Here is an 18,399-nt window from a genome sequence, read left to right on the forward strand (position 1 = left end):
ACGCGATAGCGTGCTGTCCGTGACTGCGCAGAACGAATTCGTACTGGTTGACCGTCCGCGACCGGACGTGGCCCTGGTGACCCTCAACCGGCCTGAGCGGATGAACTCGATGGCGTTCGACGTCATGGTGCCGCTCAAGGGCGTCCTCGAAGAGCTCCGCTACGACAACAGCGTGCGCGTCGTGGTGCTGACCGGGGCCGGCCGCGGCTTCTCGTCCGGGGCCGATCACAAGTCGGCCGGCTCGGTTCCGCACGTCGCCGGTCTGACCAGACCGACGTACGCCCTGCGGTCGATGGAGATCCTCGACGATGTGATTCTCGCCCTACGCCGGCTGCACCAGCCGGTGATCGCCGCCGTCAACGGCGCGGCCATCGGGGGTGGTCTCTGCCTGGCGCTGGCGTGTGACGTCCGGGTCGCCGCCGAAGGTGCCTACTTCCGCGCCGCCGGGATCAACAACGGGCTTACCGCCAGTGAGCTGGGCTTGTCCTACCTGCTGCCGCGGGCCATCGGGTCGTCACGGGCGTTCGAGATCATGTTGACCGGCCGTGACGTCGACGCGCAGGAGGCAGAGCGCATCGGTTTGGTCTCCAGCGTGGTGGCCGAGGAGGCGCTCCTGGACACCTGCTACGCGATGGCGGACCGCATGGCGGCGTTCTCCCGGCCGGGTATCGAGTTGACCAAGCGCACTCTTTGGAGTGGACTGGACGCCGCTAGTCTGGAGGGGCACATGCAGGCCGAGGGCCTGGGACAACTCTTCGTGCGCCTGCTCACCGCAAACTTTGAGGAAGCGGTTGCCGCGCGCGCGGAGAAGCGCCCCGCCGTATTTACCGACCAGAAGTAAGACAAACACTGAGGAGGACGCAGCGTGATCACCGCAACGGACCTGGAGGTCCGCGCCGGCGCGCGCACGCTGCTGTCCTTCGAGGGCTCTGCGTTGCGGGTGCAGCCCGGCGACCGGATCGGACTGGTCGGGCGCAACGGCGCAGGCAAGACCACCACCATGCGCATCCTGGCCGGGGAGGGCGAACCGTACGCCGGCAGCATCTCGCGTACGGGTGAGGTCGGTTACCTGCCACAGGACCCCAAAGAAGGCGACCTCGACGTCCTGGCCCGGGACCGGGTGCTCTCGGCTCGCGGTCTCGACACGCTGCTGGCGGACCTGGAGAAGCAGCAGGTCTTGATGGCCGAGGTGGCCGATGATGCGGCCCGCGACAAAGCGGTGCGCCGCTACGGGCAGTTGGAGGAGCGGTTCTCGGCGCTGGGTGGTTACGCCGCCGAGAGCGAGGCCGGCCGGATCTGCGCCAGCCTGGGCCTGCCCGATCGGGTGCTGACGCAGCCGCTGCGCACGCTCTCCGGTGGACAGCGCCGGCGTGTCGAGCTGGCCCGCATCCTGTTCGCGGCCAGCGACACCGGTTCGGGATCTGCCACCACGCTGCTGCTCGACGAGCCCACCAACCACCTCGACGCCGACTCGATCGGCTGGCTTCGCGACTTCCTTCACAACCACACCGGTGGACTCGTGGTCATCAGCCACGATGTCGAGCTGCTCGACGAGGTCGTCAACCGGGTGTGGTTCCTCGACGCGGTACGCGGTGAGGCCGACGTTTACAACATGGGCTGGAAGAAGTACCTCGATGCGCGCGCGACCGACGAACAGCGTCGTCGCCGCGAACGTGCCAACGCCGAGAAGAAAGCCGGCGCGTTGCGCGCCCAGGCCGCCAAGATGGGCGCAAAGGCCACCAAAGCCGTTGCCGCACAGAACATGTTGCGTCGGGCCGAGCGGATGATCGCCGAGCTCGACGCCGAGCGGGTGGCCGACAAGGTGGCCCGCATCAAGTTCCCCACGCCGGCGCCGTGCGGGAAGACCCCGCTGGTGGCCAAGGGGTTGACGAAAACTTACGGGTCGCTGGAGATCTTCACCGGTGTCGACCTGGCGATCGACCGCGGCTCGCGGGTGGTGGTACTCGGCCTCAACGGTGCGGGCAAGACGACGCTGCTGCGGCTGCTCGCCGGCGCTGAGACCGCCGACGCCGGAGTCCTGGAACCCGGCCACGGCTGCAAGATCGGGTATTTCGCCCAGGAACACGACACCCTCGACAACGAGTCGACCGTCTGGGAGAACATCCGCCACGCCGCGCCGGACACCGGGGAGCAGGACCTTCGAGGTCTGTTGGGCGCGTTCATGTTCACCGGCCCGCAGCTGGATCAGCCCGCCGGCACGCTGTCCGGCGGTGAGAAGACGCGGTTGGCGCTGGCCGGCCTGGTTGCTTCGACGGCCAATGTGTTGTTGCTGGACGAGCCGACCAACAACCTCGATCCCGCGTCACGAGAGCAGGTTCTCGACGCGCTGCGCAGCTACCAGGGTGCGGTGGTGTTGGTTACGCACGATCCGGGCGCAGCCGAGGCCCTCGATCCGCAGCGCGTGGTGCTACTACCGGACGGTACCGAGGACTTCTGGTCCACCGAATACCGGGATCTCATCGAGCTCGCCTGACAGCGAATTCTCAAGAACCACCGCACCTTCGAGAACGTCAATTTAAGACGTTGGACAAATCGACCCCTCGGTGTGTGGGTGGTTCCTACTCTGGGTATCCGTCGGGACATCACAAGCGGGGAGATGTCGATGAGGGAAATGAACAAGAATCGCGGCGAGCTGCTGGCAGAACTTCGAAAGGCGTACGAGGGGGGTGCCAGCATCCGCACGCTTGTGGCGACGACCGGACGTTCTTACGGCTCGATCCACAGCTTGCTGCGTGAGTCGGGAACGACGATGCGCAGCCGCGGCGGTCCCAACCACCGCACCCGGTCGAGGGTGTGATGAGCACAACCGCTGTGCGGTAACAGGATTCAGCTATCCGCCGGCGTCTGCTGCCGCACGCTGTCCTCGACCAGGTCCAGCACCGCGGTGAGGTTCTTCGGGTCCTCGCCGGAGGCGATGCGGGCTACCAGGCCGTCGAGAACCAGATCCAGGTAGATATGCAGGACCGCACTCGGCACGTCGTCACGTAGGCGCCCGGCCTGTTTCTGGCGGCGCAGGCGCTCGGTGATCGCGGCATCCAGCTCGGCGGACCGTTCCGCCCAGCCTTGGTGAAAGGCCGGATCGTTGCGCAGCTTGCGGGCGATTTCCAGCCGGGTGGCCAGCCAGTCGAACTGCTCGGGCGCGGCAAGCATGTTCCGCATCACCTGGATCAGGCCTTCGCGGGCGGCCACTTCGGCCATCCGCTCGGCGTCCTCCCTGGCCAGTTCGAAGAACAAGGTGTCCTTGTCCTTGAAGTGATGAAAGATTGCGCCGCGCGACAGCCCGATGGTTTCTTCGAGCCGTCGCACGGTCGCACTCTCATATCCGTACTGACCGAAGCAGCGCCGGGCGCCGTCGAGAATCTGACGACGCCGGGCGGCAAGATGATCGTCCGTCACCCTGGGCACTGGAGAACTCCTCGCCCAAGCGCGGCTCGGCGCCGCGCCTGTGCTGCTTCGGTTGTCGGATTCAGGATTACTTCGACTTCAGCATGTTGCGCAGAACGTACTGCAGGATGCCGCCGTTTCGGTAGTAGTCGGCCTCGCCGGGGGTGTCGATACGGACCACCGCGTCGAACTCCACCTTGGATCCATCTTCCTTGGTGGCGGTCACCTTCACAGTCTTCGGCGTCTTGCCCTTGTTGAGATCCTCGATGCCGGTGATGTCGAAGGTCTCGGTGCCGTCGAGCTTGAGGCTCGCAGCCGACTCACCCGCCGGGAACTGCAGCGGGATGACGCCCATACCGATCAGGTTCGACCGGTGGATGCGCTCGAAGGACTCGGTGATGACGGCCTTGACGCCGAGCAGCACGGTGCCCTTGGCCGCCCAGTCACGCGAGGAGCCCGAGCCGTATTCCTTGCCGCCCAGGACGACCAGCGGGATGCCGGCCTCCTTGTAGTTCACCGAGGCGTCGTAGATGAACGCCTGCGGGCCGCCGGGCTGGGTGAAGTCCCGCGTGTAGCCGCCGGAGACGTCGTCGAGCAGCTGGTTGCGCAGCCGGATGTTGGCGAAGGTGCCACGGATCATCACCTCGTGGTTGCCGCGTCGCGACCCCAGCGAGTTGTAGTCCTTGCGCGCAACGCCGTTGGCGTCCAGGTACTGCGCGGCCGGGGTGCCCGGCTTGATCGAACCTGCCGGGCTGATGTGATCGGTGGTCACCGAATCGCCCAGCAGGGCAAGGACTCTGGCGCCCTTGATGTCGCCGACCGGCTCCGGCTCGGCGGGCATGCCGTCGAAGTACGGCGCCTTGCGCACGTAGGTGGAGGCGTCGTCCCACTCGAAGATGTTGCCCTCCGGGGTGGACAGCGAACGCCAGCGGTCGTCGCCCTTGAACACGTCGGCGTAGGAGTCGGTGAACATCTCCCGGTTGATCGAGGAGGCGATGGTCTCCTCGATTTCTTGCGCAGAAGGCCAGATGTCCTTGAGGAAGACGTCGTTGCCCTGCTGATCCTGGCCGAGCGGATCGGTCTCGAAGTCGAAGTCCATGGTGCCCGCGATGCCGTATGCGATCACCAGCGGCGGCGAGGCCAGGTAGTTCATCTTGACGTCGGGGGAGATACGGCCTTCGAAGTTGCGGTTACCCGAGAGCACCGCGGTGACCGACAGATCGTTGTCGTTGATGGCCTTGGAGATCTCGTCGGGCAGCGGACCGGTGTTGCCGATGCACGTGGTGCAGCCGTAGCCGCCGAGGTAGTAGCCCAGCTTCTCCAGGTAGGGCCACAGGCCGGCCTTGTTGTAGTAGTCGGTGACGACCTGGCTGCCCGGCGCCATGTTGGTCTTGACCCACGGCTTGCTGGTCAGGCCCTTCTCGACGGCCTTCTTGGCCAACAGAGCGGCGCCGAGCATGACGGACGGGTTGGAGGTGTTGGTGCAGGACGTGATGCCCGCGACGACGACCGCGCCGTGGTCGAGCACGAATTCGCCCCGCTCGTCAGACTTCACGGTGATCGGCTTCGACGGCCGGCCCTCGGCGCCGTTGGCGGCCGACGGACGGGCGTCGACCGCGCCGTCGTCCGCGAACGACAGCGACACCGAGTCGCTGGCCGGGAAGGACTCGTCGACCGCTTCGTCGAGCTTGGTCTCCGGGGTCGGGAGGTGCTCCTCGACGTAGTTGTGGATGTCCTTGCGGAACGCGTTCTTGGCGTCCGACAGCTCGATGCGGTCCTGTGGGCGCTTCGGGCCGGAGATCGAGGGCACCACGGTCGACAGGTCGAGCTCGAGGTACTCGGAGAACGCGGGCTCATGGTCGGCGTCGTGCCACATGCCCTGCGTCTTGGCGTACGCCTCGACCAGTGCCAGCTGCTCCTCGGTACGCCCGGTCAGCCGCAGGTAGTTGATGGTCTCTTCGTCGATCGGGAAGATCGCTGCGGTGGAACCGAATTCGGGGCTCATGTTGCCCAGGGTGGCGCGGTTGGCCAGCGGCACCTCGGCCACGCCCTTGCCGTAGAACTCGACGAACTTGCCGACGACGCCGTGCTTGCGCAGCATGTCGGTGACGGTCAGCACCACGTCGGTGGCGGTCACGCCCGGCTTGATCTCACCGGTCAGCTTGAAGCCGACGACGCGGGGGATGAGCATCGAGACGGGCTGGCCCAGCATGGCGGCCTCGGCCTCGATACCGCCGACGCCCCAGCCGAGCACGCCGAGACCGTTCTCCATGGTGGTGTGGCTGTCGGTGCCCACGCAGGTGTCCGGGTAGGCCACCCCGTCGCGCTCGAACACCACCCGGGCCAGGTACTCGATGTTGACCTGATGCACGATCCCGGTGCCCGGGGGGACGACCTTGAAGTCGTCGAACGCGCCCTGGCCCCAGCGCAGGAACTGGTAGCGCTCGGAGTTGCGCTCATATTCGAGTTCGACGTTGCGCTCGAAGGCGCCGGCATTGCCGAACACGTCGAGGATCACCGAGTGGTCAATGACCATCTCGGCCGGCGAGAGCGGGTTCACCTTGTCCGGGTCCCCACCCAGGGCCGCGACTGCCTCGCGCATGGTAGCCAGGTCGACGATGCACGGCACGCCGGTGAAGTCCTGCATCAACACCCGCGCCGGGGTGAACTGGATCTCGATGCTCGGCTCGGCCGAGGGATCCCAGTTGGCGATAGCCTCGATGTGGTCCTTGGTGATGTTGGCGCCGTCCTCGGTCCGCAGGAGGTTCTCCGCGAGCACCTTGAGGCTGTAGGGCAGTTTCTCGGTACCAGGTACCGCGTCGAGGCGGTAGATCTCGTAGCTCTTGTCCCCGACAGCCAATGTGTCGCGGGCACCAAATGAGTTAAGGGACGAATTTTCCGTATTCTCGCTGCTCACATCAACTCCCGGCTCGATCTCGCCGCGACGGGCTGTGTCGGCGGCGTTCCGATGTTAACAGTACGCTTGTCCTGCAATGCCCAGCGGGCCGGGGTCCAGTCTTCCCTTGTCGGGTTCTGGTTGCTACCCCGTTCGGCCGATCCGTGCGATCCGCCCGCTCGGTCCGGGGCAATGCGGCGGCGATGAGGCGTGGCACCGCGAGCGTCACTCCGGCGTGACGATAGGCGGTCGATGCGGTGACGATTCCAGTGTCGCTGCGCAGCGGCGGATGGGCTCGGGATACCGTGCGTCTGTGACCGGACCCCATGTCATCCCGTTCCTGCCGGCCTATATCCCGGTCGAGGTCTGCGAGACCGTCGGGATGGATCCGGCGCAACCCGACGGAGTGGCCAAGTGCATGGCGGCCGTGCAGGCCGACGTTCGCGACGACGGTGTCAGCGCGCCCGACGCCGATGTTGAGGCTCTGCGCCAGGTCGTCAGCGATGCCCGTCAGGGCGGGGTCGATCTCAAGATCGTGGTTCTGCCGCAGAACCCCGGTATCGACACGCCGCTGCGTGATATCGCCAGCGAGGTCGGGGCGGCCAATCCGGGTGCGACGGTGCTCGCGCTGAGCCCGTCGTTTGCCGGTACGTACAGCCCGACAATCGACCGCGTGACTTTGGAAGCCGGGCAGGATGTGGCCAAGACCGGTAATCCGGTGTTGTCGGCAAAGAATTTCGTCGGGGAGATTTCGACCCCCGACTTTCCCTGGACTGCGCTCACGATCGTGCTGACGCTCGGGGTTGCCGCGGCGGCCGCGCTGACTCGCGCCCTGCAGGTGCGCAGCAAACGATTGGCCGGGTCAGGGGCCTCGAGCGCCCCCTCAGTCGAGGTCTGAAAAACCCGTCGAACATTAGTTCGGAATACCGTCCAAATATCACTAATTGGTCACACTATTCGCAATTACATTCCTGTAATTTGTGACTAAAGTTTCTTTGGTTTCAGATGTGACGTACGGTGCAATCGGTAGCCATTGTTGCAGTTGTGCTTCATGTGACTTCTGTGCAAAGGCCCCGAGCAAACGCCGGCACGCCGACGTTGAGCCATAGGAGACTTGAGTCGAATGAGACGCACCGTTGGCGTCCCGCGCACGCGCGGAGCAGATGGGGCTTCGCATGCGCGAGCAGCAGATGGGGTCTCTGCATCGCGTCTGCGCGGCCGTTTCTGGGCGGTGCCGCTGACCGCGGCGATGCTGTTGGCGACAGCGTTGTCGGGTGGCGTCCCGGCCGCGGCGGATCCGGGGGCGCCAGATCAGATCGCAACGCTCGTGGCCGCGGTGGCCAACGCCGACCAGAAGCTGCAGGAGCTGGGCGCTGCCATCCAGACTCAGCAGGAAGCCGTCAACAAGGCAATCGTCGATGTGCAGGACGCCCGCGATGCAGCCGCTACGGCGCAGCAGGAGGTCGACGCCAGCCAACAAGGCATCGCCGACGCCAATCGCGCCATCGCCGAGGCGCAGAAGAGGTTCGACACCTTCGCGGCGGCCACCTACGTCAACGGGCCATCGAGCTCGTACCTGACTGCGTCCGACCCCGCCGACATCGCGCGCACCGCGGCGACCGGTCAAACCCTGGCCGCCAGCACCGACAAGGTGATCGCCGATCTGCAGCGGGCCCGCACCGAGCAGGTCAACCGCGAATCGGCTGCCCGGCTGGCCAAGCAGAATGCCGACCGGGCCACGGCCAACGCTCAGACCAGTCAAGACAGCGCCGTCGCCGCACTGCAACAGGCGCAGCAGACCTTCAGTGCCCAGCAGGGCGAGCTGCAGCGGCTGACGGCCGAACGGGCAACGGCCCAAGCTCAACTCGCTCAGGTGCACAAGGCATCAGCACCGGCCGCTCCGGTGCAGGGGCCGGTGCCGCAGGCGGCGGCGGGGGACTGGGACAGAGCTCCGGGCGCGCCGGCTCAAGCGGGCCAGAAATGGGACGGCGAATGGGATCCCACGCTGCCGGCGATTCCCAGCGCGTTCGTCAGCGGTGACCCGATCGCCATCATCAACACGGTCCTGGGGATCTCGTCGACCTCGGCGCAGGTCACCCAGAACATGGGGCGCCAGTTCCTGCAGAAAATGGGCATCCTGCCCACGCCGACCGGCTACACGAACGGGTCCATTCCCCGGGTGTACGGACGGCAGGCATCTGAATACGTCATCCAGCGGGCCGGTTCCCAGATGGGCGTTCCGTACTCCTGGGGTGGTGGCAACGCCGCCGGTCCGAGTCGCGGCATCGATTCGGGGGCCAACACCGTCGGGTTCGACTGCTCGGGCCTGATCCTCTACGGGTTCGCCGGTGTCGGCATCAAGTTGCCGCATTACTCGGGCTCGCAGTACAACGCCGGCCGCAAGATCCCGTCCTCGCAGATGCGGCGCGGCGACGTGATCTTCTACGGCCCCGGCGGCAGCCAGCACGTGACGCTCTACCTCGGCAACGGCCAGATGCTCGAAGCGCCGTACACGGGTTCGCAGGTCAAGATCTCGCCGGTCCGCACGAGCGGGATGACCCCGTACGTCGTCCGCTACATCGAATACTGATGGGAATACATTGCGCTCCTTCGTCTTACGATGCCTGATCCTGATCGCCGCAACTGCGTTCGCGGCGATCGGTCTGGTGACGCCGGCCAGTGCCGCGCCCGACGACGGGCAGTGGGATCCCACCCTCCCGAAGATCGTCAGCTCCGGGGCACCGGGTGATCCGGTGGCTATCGCCAACGCTTCGTTCCAGGTCAGCCAGCTCGCGCTACAGACCACCCAGAACCTCGGACAGCAGTTCCTACAGACCATCGGGCTGGCCCCGAAACAAGCGGCCTCCACGTTCCCCGGCGGCCGGGTACGCGGTCCGCAGGCCATCGAATACGCCATCCGGCGCGGAGGTTCCCAGATGGGCGTGCCTTACTCGTGGGGTGGTGGCACGCTGACCGGTCCCGGCCCCGGTGTGGACTACGACGCCGGCAAGATGGGCTACGACTGCTCGGGCTTCACCCGATATGCGTTCGCCGGGGTCGGAGTGCAGATTCCCAAGTACTCCGGGGACCAGTACAACACCGGCCGCAAGGTGCCGGTGGCCCAGGCGAAGCGGGGTGACCTCTTGTTCTGGGGTCCGGGCGGTAGCCAGCACGTCGCGATGTACCTCGGCGGCGGAAAGATGTTGGAGGCGTCGGGCAGTGCGGGCAAAGTGACGGTGAGCCCGGTCCGCACCGGAGGCATCCAGCCCTATGCGGCCCGCATCATCGAATCCTGAGCGGAACCTTAACTCTTCCGGGCAGCGTCGACGGATCTCGAAGTGCCTGGAATAGTTGACGGCGGGCTCCCGATTGCCCGTAGAGCAAAAAATGCAAGACCAGCGTTTGTAGTCGAATACCGTGGGAGGAAGTTGATGACGTCACCGAGTGGACCGCCGCAGGGCGCCGGAGGTTATCCCGGCTCGAGCCCGGCGCCAGGTTTCCCGCCCGGATCGACCGGCTCCCCTGCCGCGCCGGCCGCACCACCAGCAGCGACCAACGGCAGTCTGCAGGCCGAGGTGCACACCCTGGAACGCGCCATCTTCGAGGTCAAGCGGATCATCGTCGGCCAGGATCAGCTCGTCGAGCGGATGCTCGTCGGACTTCTCGCCAAGGGCCATGTGCTGCTCGAAGGCGTGCCCGGTGTGGCCAAGACGCTGGCCGTCGAGACGTTCGCCAAGGTCGTCGGCGGCACCTTTGCCCGCATCCAGTTCACCCCTGACCTGGTGCCCACCGACATCATCGGTACCCGCATCTACCGGCAGGGCAAGGAAGACTTCGACATCGAGCTCGGCCCGGTGGTGGTCAACTTCCTGCTCGCCGACGAGATCAACCGTGCGCCTGCCAAGGTTCAGTCGGCCCTGCTCGAGGTGATGGCCGAGCGCAAGATCTCCATCGGCGGCAAGACCTTCCCGCTGCCCAGCCCGTTCCTGGTGATGGCCACCCAGAACCCGATCGAGCAGGAAGGCGTCTACGCGCTCCCGGAAGCCCAGCGCGACCGCTTCCTGTTCAAGCTCAACGTCGACTACCCGTCGCCGGAGGAAGAGCGCGAGATCATCTACCGGATGGGCGTCAAGCCCCCGGAGCCCAAGCAGATCCTGAACACCGGCGACCTGCTGCGGTTGCAGGAACTCGCGGCCAACACCTTCGTGCACCACGCGCTGGTGGACTACGTGGTGCGAATCGTCACCGCCACGCGCGAGCCCGAGAAGTTCGGCATGCCCGACGCCAAGGCGTGGATCGCCTACGGTGCTTCGCCGCGTGCCTCGCTCGGCATCATCTCGGCCGCCCGCGCGCTGGCCCTGGTGCGCGGGCGTGACTACGTCATCCCGCAGGACGTCGTCGAGGTGATCCCCGACGTGCTGCGGCACCGCCTGGTGCTCACCTACGACGCGCTGGCCGACGAGGTCTCCGCGGAGACCGTGGTCAACCGGATCCTGCAGACGGTTGCCCTGCCGCAGGTGAACGCTCTACCGCAGCAAGGCCATTCAGTTCCGCCCGCCGTACCCGCCGCGGCCGGCGCGGCGGGTGGTCGGTGACCAGTTCCCGACGCACCGTCGACCTGCCGTCTCTGAAGCGCGGGGAGATTCGGGACCCGGCGTTGACGGCGGCGTTGCGCAAGCTTGAGCTGACGGTGCGGCGCAAGCTCGACGGGGTTCTGCACGGCGACCACCTCGGTCTGATCCCGGGTCCGGGATCAGAGCCGGGGGACTCGCGGATCTACCAGCCCGGCGATGACGTGCGCCGGATGGACTGGTCGGTGACGGCGCGGACACAGACGCCCCACGTGCGACAGATGATCGCCGACCGCGAACTGGAGACCTGGCTGGTCGTCGACATGTCGGCCAGCATGGACTTCGGTACTACCGGCTGCGAGAAGCGTGATCTGGCGGTGGCGGCCGCGGCCGCGATCGCGTTCCTCAACAGCGGTGGCGGCAACCGGATCGGCGCGATCATCGCCAACGGGGAGACCGTGCGACGGGTTCCGGCATTGAGTGGGCGTCTGCACGAGCAGGAGCTGCTGCGGGCGATCGCCACCACGCCGAAGGCCGCGCCCGGGGTGCGGGGCGACCTGGCCGGTGCCATCGATGCTCTCCGTCGTCCCGAGCGCAGGCGCGGCATGGCAGTGATCATCAGTGACTTCCTTGGGCCGATCAACTGGATGCGCCCGCTGCGGGCCATCGCCGGGCGCCACGAGGTACTGGGCATCGAGATCCTCGACCCGCGCGACGTCGAGTTGCCTGCTGTCGGCGATGTGGTGCTGCAGGACACCGAGACCGGTGTCACCCGCGAGTTCACCATCGACGAGCAGTTGCGCAGCGATTTCGAGCGGGCCGCCGCGGCCCATCGTGAGGAAGTGGCCCGCACATTGCGGCGGTGCGATGCACCGCTGCTGAGCCTCCGCACCGACCGGGACTGGATCGCCGATGTGGTCCGGTTTGTGGCGAGTCGGCGGCGCGGCGCCCTGGCCAGCCGATGAGCGCTTGCGCGAAGAGCAACGGGCACAGGTAGACGAAGCTTGACCAGCAACCAACCGAAATGACTTCTAGCACATGACTTTACCGATTCTCGGTCCGATGAGCCTGACGGGCTTCGCGCACGCGTGGTGGTTCCTGTTTCTCTTCGTGGTACTGGGCCTGTTGGCGTACTACGTCATCGTGCAGCGTGCGCGGAAGCAGCGGATCCTGCGGTTCGCCAACATGGAGCTGCTCGAAAGTGTGGCGCCCAAGCAGCCGACCCGCTGGCGGCATCTGCCGGCGGCGCTGTTGGCCGTCGCACTCGTCCTGTTGACGGTCGCGATGGCCGGTCCTACCCATGATGTGCGGATTCCGCGCAACCGTGCAGTGGTGATGCTGGTGATCGACGTGTCGCAATCGATGCGTGCGACCGACGTCGCGCCCAGCCGGTTGGCCGCCGCGCAGGAAGCCGCCAAGCAGTTCGCCGATCAGCTGACCCCGGGGATCAACCTCGGCCTCATCGCCTACGCCGGCACGGCGACTGTGCTGGTGCAGCCGACCACCAACCGTGAGGCCACCAAGAACGGCCTGGACAAGCTGCAGTTGGCCGACCGGACCGCCACCGGTGAGGGCATTTTCACCGCGCTGCAGGCGATCGCCACCGTCGGCGCGGTGATCGGCGGCGGTGACGAGAAGCCGCCGGCGCGCATCGTGCTGATGTCCGACGGCAAGGAGACCGTGCCGTCCAACCCGGACAATCCCAAGGGCGCGTACACCGCCGCCCGCACCGCCAAGGACCAGGGAGTGCCGATCTCCACGGTGTCCTTCGGCACGCCGTACGGCTACGTCGAGATCAATGATCAGCGCCAGCCGGTGCCCGTCGACGACGAGATGCTCGGCAAGATCGCCAAGCTGTCCGGCGGTGACGCCTTCACCGCGTCCAGCCTGGAACAGCTCAAGCAGGTATTCACCTCGCTGCAGCAGCAGATCGGCTACGAGACCATCAAGGGCGACGCCAGCCTCGGCTGGCTGCGGCTGGGTGCGTTGGTGCTGGCCGCCGCCGGTGTGCTCGCCCTGCTGATCAATCGCAGACTCCCCGGTTAGGACCCGATCCGGCGCCCACGGGCGCCGGTCCACACGGGTGATGCGATTTTCAGACCATGCTGGTGAGGAGATAAGTTGGCGGGCATGAGTGACGCTGTTGTCGCGAAAGCCGACGCCGAAACCGTTTCCGAAAGCGCCGCTGGAGAAGCCGGCGGCCGACCGGCCTTTGTTCCCCGTTCCGTGCTGGTCACCGGTGGAAACCGGGGGATCGGCCTGGCGATCGCGCAGCGACTGGCCGCCGACGGGCACAAGGTGGCCGTCACCCACCGCGGATCCGGAGCGCCCGACGGGCTGTTCGGCGTCGTGTGCGACGTCACCGACAACGAAGCCGTCGACCGTGCGTTCAAGGAAGTCGAAGAGCATCAGGGTCCGGTCGAGGTACTGGTGTCCAACGCCGGTATCTCCCAGGACGCGTTCCTCATGCGGATGACCGAGGAACGCTTCGAGAACGTCATCAACGCGAACCTCACCGGGGCATTCCGGGTGGCGCAGCGCGCGTCGCGCAGCATGCAGCGCAAGCGTTTCGGCCGGATCATCTTCATCGGTTCGGTCTCGGGCATGTGGGGTATCGGCAACCAGGCCAACTATGCGGCGGCCAAGGCCGGCCTGATCGGCATGGCCCGCTCGATCTCCCGGGAGCTGTCCAAGGCCGGCGTCACCGCGAACGTGGTGGCCCCGGGCTACATCGACACCGAGATGACCCGTGCCCTCGACGAGCGGATCCAGGCGGGCGCCCTGGAGTTCATTCCGGCCAAGCGCGTCGGCACCGCAGACGAAGTGGCCGGTGCGGTCAGCTTCCTGGCCTCCGAGGACGCCGGGTACATCGCCGGTGCGGTGATCCCCGTCGACGGCGGCATGGGCATGGGGCACTGATCTAAAAGCTCTGGATTGCAAGAACTTTCGCACAACTCTTCACCGAAGTAGGAGTCAGGACAATGGCAGGTTTGCTCGAAGGCAAGCGCATTCTGGTCACCGGGATCATCACGGACTCGTCGATCGCGTTCCACATCGCCAAGGTGGCCCAGGAGGCCGGCGCTGAGCTGGTGCTCACCGGGTTCGACCGGATGAAGCTGATCCAGCGCATCGCCGACCGGCTGCCCAAGCCGGCCCCGCTGCTGGAGCTCGACGTGCAGAACGAGGAGCACCTGGCAAGCCTGGCCGACCGGGTCGCCGAGGTCATCGGCGCGGGCAACAAGCTCGACGGTGTGGTGCACTCGATCGGCTTCATGCCGCAGACCGGCATGGGCGTCAACCCCTTCTTCGACGCCCCCTACGAGGACGTTGCCAAGGGCATCCACATCTCGGCGTACTCCTACGCCTCGCTGGCCAAGGCCACGCTGCCGATCATGAACGAAGGCGGCAGCATCGTCGGCATGGACTTCGACCCGACCCGGGCGATGCCGGCCTACAACTGGATGACGGTGGCCAAGAGCGCACTCGAGTCGGTCAACCGGTTCGTCGCCCGCGAGGCCGGCCCGTTCGGTGTCCGCTCCAACCTTGTTGCGGCGGGACCGATCCGGACGCTGGCCATGAGCGCCATCGTCGGCGGCGCGCTGGGTGCCGAAGCCGGGGATCAGATGCGGCTGCTCGAAGAGGGCTGGGATCAGCGTGCGCCCGTCGGCTGGAACATGAAGGACCCGGAGCCGGTCGCCAAGACGGTGTGCGCGTTGCTGTCGGATTGGCTGCCCGCCACCACCGGCACCATCATCTACGCCGACGGCGGCGCCAGCACCCAGCTGCTCTGACTTGTTTTATGCCGAAACCGCATTCCAGCAGGTGTGTACTCGCACAAATCCTGCCGGAATGCGGTTTCGCGGTTAGGGGAGAGGCAAGCTGATGGAGTTTGACGCAGTTCTGCTGCTGTCCTTCGGGGGACCGGAGGCGCCGGACCAGGTGATGCCGTTCCTGGAGAACGTGACCCGGGGCCGCGGCATCCCCGCCGAGCGGTTGGCCGACGTCGCCGAGCACTACCTGCATTTCGGCGGGGTGTCGCCGATCAACGGGATCAACCGGGCACTCATCGAGCAGTTGCGGGCCGAGATGCCCGGTATCCCCGTCTACTTCGGCAACCGGAACTGGGAACCGTATGTCGAAGACACGGTTGCGGCGATGCGAGACAACGGGATTCGACGGGCGGCGGTGTTCACCACATCGGCCTGGGGCGGTTATTCCAGCTGCACCCAGTATGTCGAGGACATCGCCCGGGCACGCACCGCGGTGGGTGATGACGCGCCGGAGTTGGTCAAACTGCGCCAGTACTTCGACCATCCGCTGTTGGTGGAGATGTTCGCCGACGCGATCTCGGTCGCGGCAGCCACACTGCCCGCCGAACTGCGCGACGAGGCCCGGTTGGTGTTCACCGCGCATTCGATCCCCACCGCCGCCGATGAGCGGCACGGCCCGCGGCTCTACAGTCGCCAGGTCGACTACGCGACCCGGCTGGTGGCCGCCGCCGCGGGTTACGAGGACTTCGACCAGGTGTGGCAGTCGCGTTCGGGTCCGCCTCGGATCCCGTGGCTGGAGCCTGACGTTGCCGATCACCTGACTGTGTTGGGCCAGAAGGGAACCCGGGCGGTCATCGTGTGCCCGATCGGGTTCGTCGCCGACCACATCGAGGTCGTGTGGGATCTCGATCACGAGCTGCGACTGCAAGCCGAACAAGCAGGTATCGCCTTCGCGCGGGCCAGCACTCCGAACGCCGACAAGCGTTTCGCTCGGTTGGCCGCCGGGTTGATCGATGAGTTGCGCACCGGCGCGGTACCGCTGCGGGCGGCAGGCCCCGACCCGGTCGCCGGCTACGGATTCAGCATCAACGGTGCGCCGTGCTCGCCGCACTGCTGTGGCACGCGGTCCTAGCGCGCGAACCATCAGGGTCCGGAAAAGTCAGTCCCGCCAGGCGGATTGCAGGATCGCCTCGAGGGCGGCCAGCCGTGCCGAGCGGACCACCCGGTCCAACGGCCGGATGGCATCGCCGGCGATCTGCACCTCTGAGGAGCTCTGCAGGCCGATCGGCATCAGTCCCGAGCTCACCGTGACGATCGCCTCCACATGGGCGGCGTTCTCCAGCACCCGCACGGCCCGGGTCGGGGCATGGTCGGGGATCGTGTGCAACCGGCCGGCTTCGAGGATGTCTTCCACCATGCCGCGGGGATCGTCGACATCGACACCGACGCCCGCCCGCAACGCGACCAGGGTGTCGGCGGCCGAGCGCACCGCCGACCGCAACTCGTACTCGGCCTCACCCAGATCGTAGTGCTGCGGCGCCGGCAGAACCGGCAGTGAGTACACGGTCCACGACAGCGCCCGCGGCTCCGGCTCGAACGCGGATTCGGTTTCCACGTCGTCGAATTCGAAGTACTCGAACTCCGGCACCAGCCCGACCCCGTCCAGTTCGTCATGAGTCACCAGCACCGCTTCACCGACGGTCAGCGCATCCCGCTGGAACTGCGAGCCGGCAGGCAATCCGCGGACGTCGCCGGGAACCGGTAGGGCCACCCTGATCGACGGCCTGGTGCCGGATCTGCCGACGGCCGTGCGGAGGGTCTGCAGCAGCGACACCGAACCGGAGTCCTCCAACTCCGGCCAAGGCAGCCCGGTGCGGACTGCGGCCTGCGAGTCGTAGGCGGTTACAGAATGCATTGGTGCCCACTGGGATAACGCGTCGAGGACGTCGTCAGGCGCGGCTGAGCCGGCGAGCCAGGCGTTGGCCCACATCGAAAGGGTTGCACTTGGACACCACATGATGTTGGCAGTGTAATTGCCGGTCGCCGATCAGGCCTGACCCGATAGGGTGGGCGTATGCCCCTACCGCTGATCTGGCTCATCCTGGCGCTGGGACTCGCCGGGGCGGAGGCGCTGACCGGCGACATGTTTCTGCTGATGCTGGCCGGCGGCGCACTGGCCGCGAGCGGTTCGAGTTGGCTGTTCGACCTGCCGCTGTGGGCTGACGGTGCGGTGTTTCTCGTGGTTTCGGTGCTTTTGCTGGTCTTGGTGCGGCCCGCGCTACGGCGCCGTTTCGAGATCGGACGAGGGCTTCCCGAACCGGTCAAGGCGCTGGAGGGAAAGTCCGCGCTGGTGCTGGACCGGGTGGCGCAGCACGAGGGGCAGGTCAAGCTCGACGGCGAGGTCTGGACGGCGCGCCCCCTCAACGACCACGATGTGTACGAACCGGGTGACCACGTGACCGTCGTGAGGATCGACGGCGCCACCGCGGTGGTCTTCAAAACGATGTAGTACCGCTTCAAATCGACGTAGTACCCAGGGAGGGGTTCACCATGGACGGTGCCGTAGCCGGGCTGGTTTTGCTGCTTGTGCTTGTGGTGTTCGCGATCATTGTCGTGGCCAAGTCGGTTGCGCTCATTCCTCAGGCCGAGGCCGCGGTGATCGAGCGTCTAGGTCGCTACAGCCGCACCGTCAGCGGTCAGCTGACGCTGCTGGTGCCGTTCATCGATCGGATCCGGGCCCGGGTGGACCTGCGCGAGCGGGTGGTGTCCTTCCCACCGCAGCCGGTGATCACCGAGGACAACCTGACGCTCAACATCGACACCGTGGTCTATTTCCAGGTGACGAATCCGCAGGCCGCCGTGTACTCGATCAGCAACTACATCGTCGGTGTGGAACAGCTGACCACCACCACGCTGCGCAATGTCGTCGGTGGCATGACCCTGGAGCAGACTCTGACTTCGCGTGACTCGATCAATGGCCAGTTGCGCGGCGTGCTCGACGAGGCGACCGGCCGGTGGGGGCTTCGCGTGGCGCGGGTGGAGTTGCGCAGCATCGATCCGCCGCCGTCGATCCAGGAGTCGATGGAAAAGCAGATGAAGGCCGATCGCGAGAAGCGGGCCATGATCCTGACCGCCGAGGGTGTGCGGGAGTCGTCGATCAAGCAGGCCGAGGGGCAGAAGCAGTCTCAGATCCTGGCGGCCGAGGGCGCCAAGCAGGCCGCGATTCTGGCCGCCGAGGCCGACCGGCAGTCCCGGATGTTGCGGGCCCAGGGTGAGCGGGCCGCCCAATATCTGCAGGCGCAGGGCCAGGCCAAGGCCATCGAGAAGACCTTCGCCGCGATCAAGGCAGGCCGGCCCACCCCCGAGATGCTGGCCTATCAGTACCTCCAGACGTTGCCGCAGATGGCCAAGGGGGAGGCCAACAAGGTCTGGGTGGTGCCCAGCGACTTCGGTTCGGCGTTACAGGGTTTCACCAAGCTGCTGGGGGCACCGGGCGAGGACGGCGTGTTCCGGTATACGCCGTCGCCCGTCGATGAGGATCTGCCAAAGCCCGAGGACGACAGCGACGAGGTCGCCGCGTGGTTCAACACGGAGACCGATCCGGAGATCGCCCGGGCCGTGGCCAAGGCCGAGGCCGAGGCGCGGGCCAGCACTCCGCCGCTGGGTGCCAGGCCGCCGCAGGCGTCGTTGGAGACCCCGCCGCAGACCCCGCCCAATGAACTGGAGGGCGGCGCGCACCGCGCGCTGTAAGGCGGGC

At 66.6% G+C, this 18,399-nt stretch carries 17 protein-coding genes; 14 read left to right on the forward strand and 3 right to left on the reverse strand.

All coding sequences use genetic code 11. The features are described 5' to 3' along the window. The first annotated feature begins 10 nt into the window (after positions 1-10). From ACZYZ7_RS04260 to ACZYZ7_RS04270, 3 genes are all read left to right on the forward strand, one after another. Positions 11-841: an enoyl-CoA hydratase gene (locus ACZYZ7_RS04260; RefSeq protein WP_450069163.1), complete on the forward strand. Its 831-nt coding sequence runs from the start codon at positions 11-13 to the stop codon at positions 839-841. A 24-nt stretch (positions 842-865) separates the two neighbouring features. Further along, a complete protein-coding gene (locus tag ACZYZ7_RS04265; RefSeq protein WP_135454335.1) occupies positions 866-2,494 on the forward strand; it encodes an ABC-F family ATP-binding cassette domain-containing protein in 1,629 nt (542 codons plus the stop codon). 129 nt (positions 2,495-2,623) lie between these two features. Continuing rightward, positions 2,624-2,818 (forward strand): helix-turn-helix domain-containing protein, encoded by a 195-nt coding sequence (locus ACZYZ7_RS04270; RefSeq protein WP_135454337.1) that lies wholly within the window; start codon positions 2,624-2,626, stop codon positions 2,816-2,818. A gap of 29 nt (positions 2,819-2,847) precedes the next feature. On the opposite strand, the gene ACZYZ7_RS04275 is transcribed toward ACZYZ7_RS04270, so the two are convergent. Both ACZYZ7_RS04275 and ACZYZ7_RS04280 read right to left on the reverse strand, forming a co-directional pair. Next, a complete protein-coding gene (locus ACZYZ7_RS04275; protein ID WP_044518305.1) occupies positions 2,848-3,426 on the reverse strand; it encodes a TetR/AcrR family transcriptional regulator in 579 nt (192 codons plus the stop codon). 67 nt (positions 3,427-3,493) lie between these two features. Continuing rightward, positions 3,494-6,322: an aconitate hydratase gene (locus ACZYZ7_RS04280; protein ID WP_450069164.1), complete on the reverse strand. Its 2,829-nt coding sequence runs from the start codon at positions 6,320-6,322 to the stop codon at positions 3,494-3,496. A 292-nt stretch (positions 6,323-6,614) separates the two neighbouring features. On the opposite strand from ACZYZ7_RS04280, the gene ACZYZ7_RS04285 reads away from it, so the two are divergent. The 9 genes from ACZYZ7_RS04285 to ACZYZ7_RS04325 all read left to right on the forward strand — a co-directional run bounded on the left by ACZYZ7_RS04285 (position 6,615) and on the right by ACZYZ7_RS04325 (position 15,774). Next, entirely contained in the window at positions 6,615-7,199 is a 585-nt protein-coding gene (locus tag ACZYZ7_RS04285; RefSeq protein ID WP_135454342.1) for an Rv1476 family membrane protein, read from the forward strand. Between the two features lie 225 nt (positions 7,200-7,424). After that, the gene (gene ripA, locus ACZYZ7_RS04290) at positions 7,425-8,891 is read left to right on the forward strand and encodes an NlpC/P60 family peptidoglycan endopeptidase RipA (protein WP_286174931.1); all 1,467 of its coding nucleotides are present in this window, start codon (positions 7,425-7,427) and stop codon (positions 8,889-8,891) included. Between the two features lie 10 nt (positions 8,892-8,901). Further along, the gene (gene ripB, locus ACZYZ7_RS04295) at positions 8,902-9,597 is read left to right on the forward strand and encodes an NlpC/P60 family peptidoglycan endopeptidase RipB (protein ID WP_135454344.1); all 696 of its coding nucleotides are present in this window, start codon (positions 8,902-8,904) and stop codon (positions 9,595-9,597) included. 135 nt (positions 9,598-9,732) lie between these two features. After that, a complete protein-coding gene (moxR1, locus tag ACZYZ7_RS04300; protein ID WP_135454346.1) occupies positions 9,733-10,896 on the forward strand; it encodes a chaperone MoxR1 in 1,164 nt (387 codons plus the stop codon). Next, positions 10,893-11,837, forward strand: a complete 945-nt coding sequence (locus ACZYZ7_RS04305) for a DUF58 domain-containing protein (RefSeq protein WP_044518315.1) — start codon at positions 10,893-10,895, stop codon at positions 11,835-11,837. The genes moxR1 and ACZYZ7_RS04305 overlap by 4 nt, the downstream gene beginning before the upstream one ends. Positions 11,838-11,910: 73 nt before the next feature. Beyond that, positions 11,911-12,918 (forward strand): VWA domain-containing protein, encoded by a 1,008-nt coding sequence (locus ACZYZ7_RS04310; RefSeq protein ID WP_135454350.1) that lies wholly within the window; start codon positions 11,911-11,913, stop codon positions 12,916-12,918. An 84-nt stretch (positions 12,919-13,002) separates the two neighbouring features. After that, a complete protein-coding gene (gene fabG1, locus ACZYZ7_RS04315) occupies positions 13,003-13,791 on the forward strand; it encodes a 3-oxoacyl-ACP reductase FabG1 (RefSeq protein ID WP_135454352.1) in 789 nt (262 codons plus the stop codon). Positions 13,792-13,853: 62 nt separating this feature from the next. Beyond that, entirely contained in the window at positions 13,854-14,663 is an 810-nt protein-coding gene (inhA, locus tag ACZYZ7_RS04320) for an NADH-dependent enoyl-ACP reductase InhA (protein ID WP_135454354.1), read from the forward strand. 91 nt (positions 14,664-14,754) lie between these two features. Then, a complete protein-coding gene (locus tag ACZYZ7_RS04325) occupies positions 14,755-15,774 on the forward strand; it encodes a ferrochelatase (RefSeq protein WP_463740278.1) in 1,020 nt (339 codons plus the stop codon). A 27-nt stretch (positions 15,775-15,801) separates the two neighbouring features. On the opposite strand, the gene ACZYZ7_RS04330 is transcribed toward ACZYZ7_RS04325, so the two are convergent. Continuing rightward, positions 15,802-16,659: a hypothetical protein gene (locus ACZYZ7_RS04330; protein ID WP_463740279.1), complete on the reverse strand. Its 858-nt coding sequence runs from the start codon at positions 16,657-16,659 to the stop codon at positions 15,802-15,804. 57 nt (positions 16,660-16,716) lie between these two features. Between ACZYZ7_RS04330 and ACZYZ7_RS04335 the strand changes: the two genes are divergently transcribed. Both ACZYZ7_RS04335 and ACZYZ7_RS04340 read left to right on the forward strand, forming a co-directional pair. Next, entirely contained in the window at positions 16,717-17,151 is a 435-nt protein-coding gene (locus tag ACZYZ7_RS04335) for an NfeD family protein (protein WP_450069166.1), read from the forward strand. A gap of 41 nt (positions 17,152-17,192) precedes the next feature. After that, positions 17,193-18,392: an SPFH domain-containing protein gene (locus ACZYZ7_RS04340; protein ID WP_135454364.1), complete on the forward strand. Its 1,200-nt coding sequence runs from the start codon at positions 17,193-17,195 to the stop codon at positions 18,390-18,392. The last annotated feature ends 7 nt before the right edge of the window (positions 18,393-18,399 follow it).

The sequence above is a fragment of the Mycobacterium sp. IDUB_17 genome (assembly GCF_055419465.1).